At 67.5% G+C, this 3,321-nt stretch carries 3 protein-coding genes; all 3 read left to right on the top strand.

Going from position 1 to position 3,321, the window contains the following annotated elements:
• The first annotated feature begins 172 nt into the window (after nt 1-172).
• Nucleotides 173-640 carry a hypothetical protein gene (locus JSV65_06005; protein UCH35905.1) on the top strand — a complete coding sequence of 156 codons (468 nt, stop codon included), beginning with the start codon at nt 173-175 and terminating at the stop codon, nt 638-640.
• 78 nt (nt 641-718) lie between these two features.
• On the top strand, nt 719-1,135 hold the full coding sequence (locus JSV65_06000; protein UCH35904.1) for a hypothetical protein: 417 nt from the start codon (nt 719-721) through the stop codon (nt 1,133-1,135).
• Between the two features lie 85 nt (nt 1,136-1,220).
• Nucleotides 1,221-3,321, top strand: a 2,101-nt coding sequence (locus JSV65_05995) for a LamG domain-containing protein (protein ID UCH35903.1), incomplete at its 3' end; no start/stop codon positions are given.

The raw sequence follows: 3,321 nt of genomic DNA, 5'->3' as shown, positions 1-3,321 counted from the left end.
GCCCGTGCGCGCGGGCGGGGCGGTGCGCCTGAAGGCGCCGGTGCGCGGCGCGAGGCCTATCATCGTGGAGTCGTTCGCGTACACGGTGCTGGATGGCGACTGAGACATGAGGGCTCACGCGGGGGCGGTCGGGGAGCACGCCGCGGGAAACTATGGGCGGAGGGGAGACCTGATGGACGAGTCCACATTGCAAGGTTTGACCGAGCGGTTCGCGCGGCTGGAGCATGAGAACCGGCGGCTCGCGACCGGCCTTCTCTTGATCGTGGCGGTGACCGGCGGGGTGCTCTTCCTCGGGAGCAACCAGGCGAAGCCGACTTACCGCGGGAAGCAGATTGTCGCCCGGACCTACGCGGTGGATATTGGGGGCAATCCCGGTGGCGCCCGCGCGATTCTGGGCCACATGGGTGCAGAGAAAGCGGTCGCAGAGGACGAAGGCATCCCGGTTCAACTCAGCCTGTGTGACGCGGGTGAGCCGCTGGCGACGCTCGAGTTGGCGCAACGACGCTGCTTGCCGCACTTTGTGCTCCACGACCGCCGGAATCAGCGGCGAGCCGCCCTGCGCGCGTGGCCCGGCTCCGACGCCCGGCTCGAGTTGACAGATAAGGAACAGGAACTGTCCTATTCTGCCCCGCCGCGGTAGCGATGGGCCGACTCTCGGGCGGCAGACGAGGCGACAACATCCAGAACGGCGGCTTTCTGGGGCGCGGAGGAATCAGACATGAACGAAGCATCGGTGGAAGTGCTCGCCCAGCGCGCGGCACGCCTGGAACGTCAAAACCGGCACCTGCGGCTCGGTGGCCTGGTTATGGTGGCGCTCCTGACCGGACTGATTGCATTGGCTGCGGTGCCCGGACTGGAGTACTTCAAATCAGTCGAGGCGGAGCGGATCTTGGTGTTGGACGAGACCGGCAAGGTACGCGGTGGGCTGTGGGTGGACAAAGACGGCGCGTCCACCCTCGCCCTGAGCGACCAGAACGGCGTGGTGCGCGCAACGCTTCGTGTGCCGGTAACGGGGCCTCGCCTGGACCTGTGCAGCCCGAAAGGAACGCCACAGGCAAGCTTGATAGTGGATTCCGCCGGGCCGGCGCTGGAGCTGCGCAACGAGGAGGGCATGCTCGTTTTCCGCGCGCCGTGAACCGCGCTATCACTCGACTGCTGTCTGTCGCGCGGAACCCACCGAAGGCGCGGAAAGGCAAGCACGACATGGAGTGTGTGATACGATGAGGCCGTGGGTATTCGTCGCCTTGCTGCTGCTTGTCAGCCCATGCGCCGCCGCCGACCGCGGCGGCGTGCTGTTCTACGCGGGGTTCGAGGGAACGGCCGACGCCGTCGCTGTGGGAGACGCCACAGCCCGAGGAGAGGAGGGCGGGCCGCAATTCGCGCCGGGCAAACGCGGCCAGGCGTTGCTGTCAGGCGAGAACGCGGGCTACGTCAGCTATGCCGTCGAGGGCAACGTGCATCCCGAGCGCGGGAGCATCGAGTTCTGGATCTGCCCGCAGGACTGGGATGGCACGGACGAGAAGTTCCACGTCTTCTTCGAGGCATCCGACCCGGGCTGGCTTCTGATATACAAGTTTCACTCGCCGGGCGTCGGGTTGTTTCTCATCAGTGAGATGCGCGAGACGTGGAGCACCGCCGGGCAGAACTTCAGCCCGCTGCAACCCGGTGAGTGGCATCACCTCGCCGCGACGTGGAGCCCGCGCGAGATCTCCTTCTACCTCGACGGCGAGGCATCCACCCGATTGCCGCGGCCGCAGATCCCCCAGGGCCTGTCCGGGCGTTTTCTCGTCGGCGACCGGCCGTGGCACTTCAAGCGCGACGCGCGGTCGCTGGTGGATGAACTGTACATCTACGACCGGGCGTTGGTCGCGGAGGAAGTCGCATGGGCCTACGAGCATGCGGCGGATCGCCCGCCCGGCGAGGACGTTCCGGCGGGGCTGGGGCCGCGAGTGCAGATGATGGCGCGGCCGCGAGCGTCGCAGCGCGAAATTCGGGTGGAAGTCGAAGTCAATCCGCGCGGCGGCGCACAGGCCGCTGGCGGTGTCGCGCGCCTGGAACCTCCCGCGGGCACGAAGCCCGCACCGGTGCGCATGCTCAGTTATGAAACCGGTGAAGCCGTCATCCCGTTCACCGAACTTGCCCCCGGCGAGTACCGGGTGAAGGTCACGATGCGGGGCCGTGATGGCGCGGAAATCGGGGCAGCGTCGCAAACGCTGACCGCCCCCGGCCCTCCCGTCTGGCGCGGCAACAAGATCGGCATCCCGGATGCGCCCCCGCCTCCGTGGACGCCGCTCACCACGAAATCGCTGCCGCAGCTTCCGACGTCCATCACATGCTGGGGGCGCCGCTACGAACTCGGTTCCCTGGGGCTGCCGAGCCGCATCGAATCGGCCGGTGCGGAGCTGCTGGGCGCGCCGGTGCGTATGCGCCTGACAGCGGGAGGCAAGCCGGTACGGTGGCAAGCGCGGGAGCGGCGGCTGGTTGAGGCCACCCCTATGGTCGCGCGGTTCGCGGGCTCGGCGAAATGCGATTTGGGCACCCTGGAATGGACCTGCGCCGCCGAGTTTGATGGAATGCTGCGTTACGATCTGACGCTCACACCCGCGCCGGGCGCCGTTGCTGATTCCATGGAGCTACGGGTGCCTCTCGACCCCGCGCATGCCACGCTCTATCATACCGTCATGACGCCGTACAACACCGCCCGCGGCGCTGTGCCGCCCGAGCAAGGGGCGTTCCTCAAGGCGAACTGGGCGATGTACTGGTGGCTCGGTGACGAGGAGCGCGGGCTGGCGGGGTTCTGCGAGTCCGACGAGGCGTGGGATCGCGTAGACCGCGGCGACGGTTTCCGGATCGAACGCACGCCGACGTCCGTAGATGCCGTGTGGTCATTCTGGGAGACGCCGCGCACGCTGACCGAGCCGTGGCGGTTCACCTGCGGCTTGCAGGCGACGCCGGTTAGGGATATCAGCGGATGGCGCAAGTGGCGGCTGACGCCGGGGGTCAACGCCAACGCGCACATCCTATGGCCGACGGCGGATGTCATACGATACTACGGGTATCCGCAGGCGACCGACCCCGAGAAGTACGGCGCGCTCGTTGCGGACTACCACGCGAAGGGCATCGCCGTGGTGCCTTACTCCATCCTCAACGGCATCTCGGCACAGGCGCCGGAGTGGTCGTTCTACGGCGAGGAGTGGGCGAACGGCGCGGCAGACCCCGGTTCCGCGGATGTCATCGCGTACAAGGCCCCGCTCTACGGCTGCTCCCCGGCGCCGGACTGGATAGACTTCGTGGTATGGGCGAACGAGCGTTACGTGCGCG

The organism is Armatimonadota bacterium, from assembly GCA_020354555.1.
GTDB lineage: Bacteria > Armatimonadota > Hebobacteria.
This window is presented reverse-complemented; position numbering and strand designations above follow the sequence as displayed.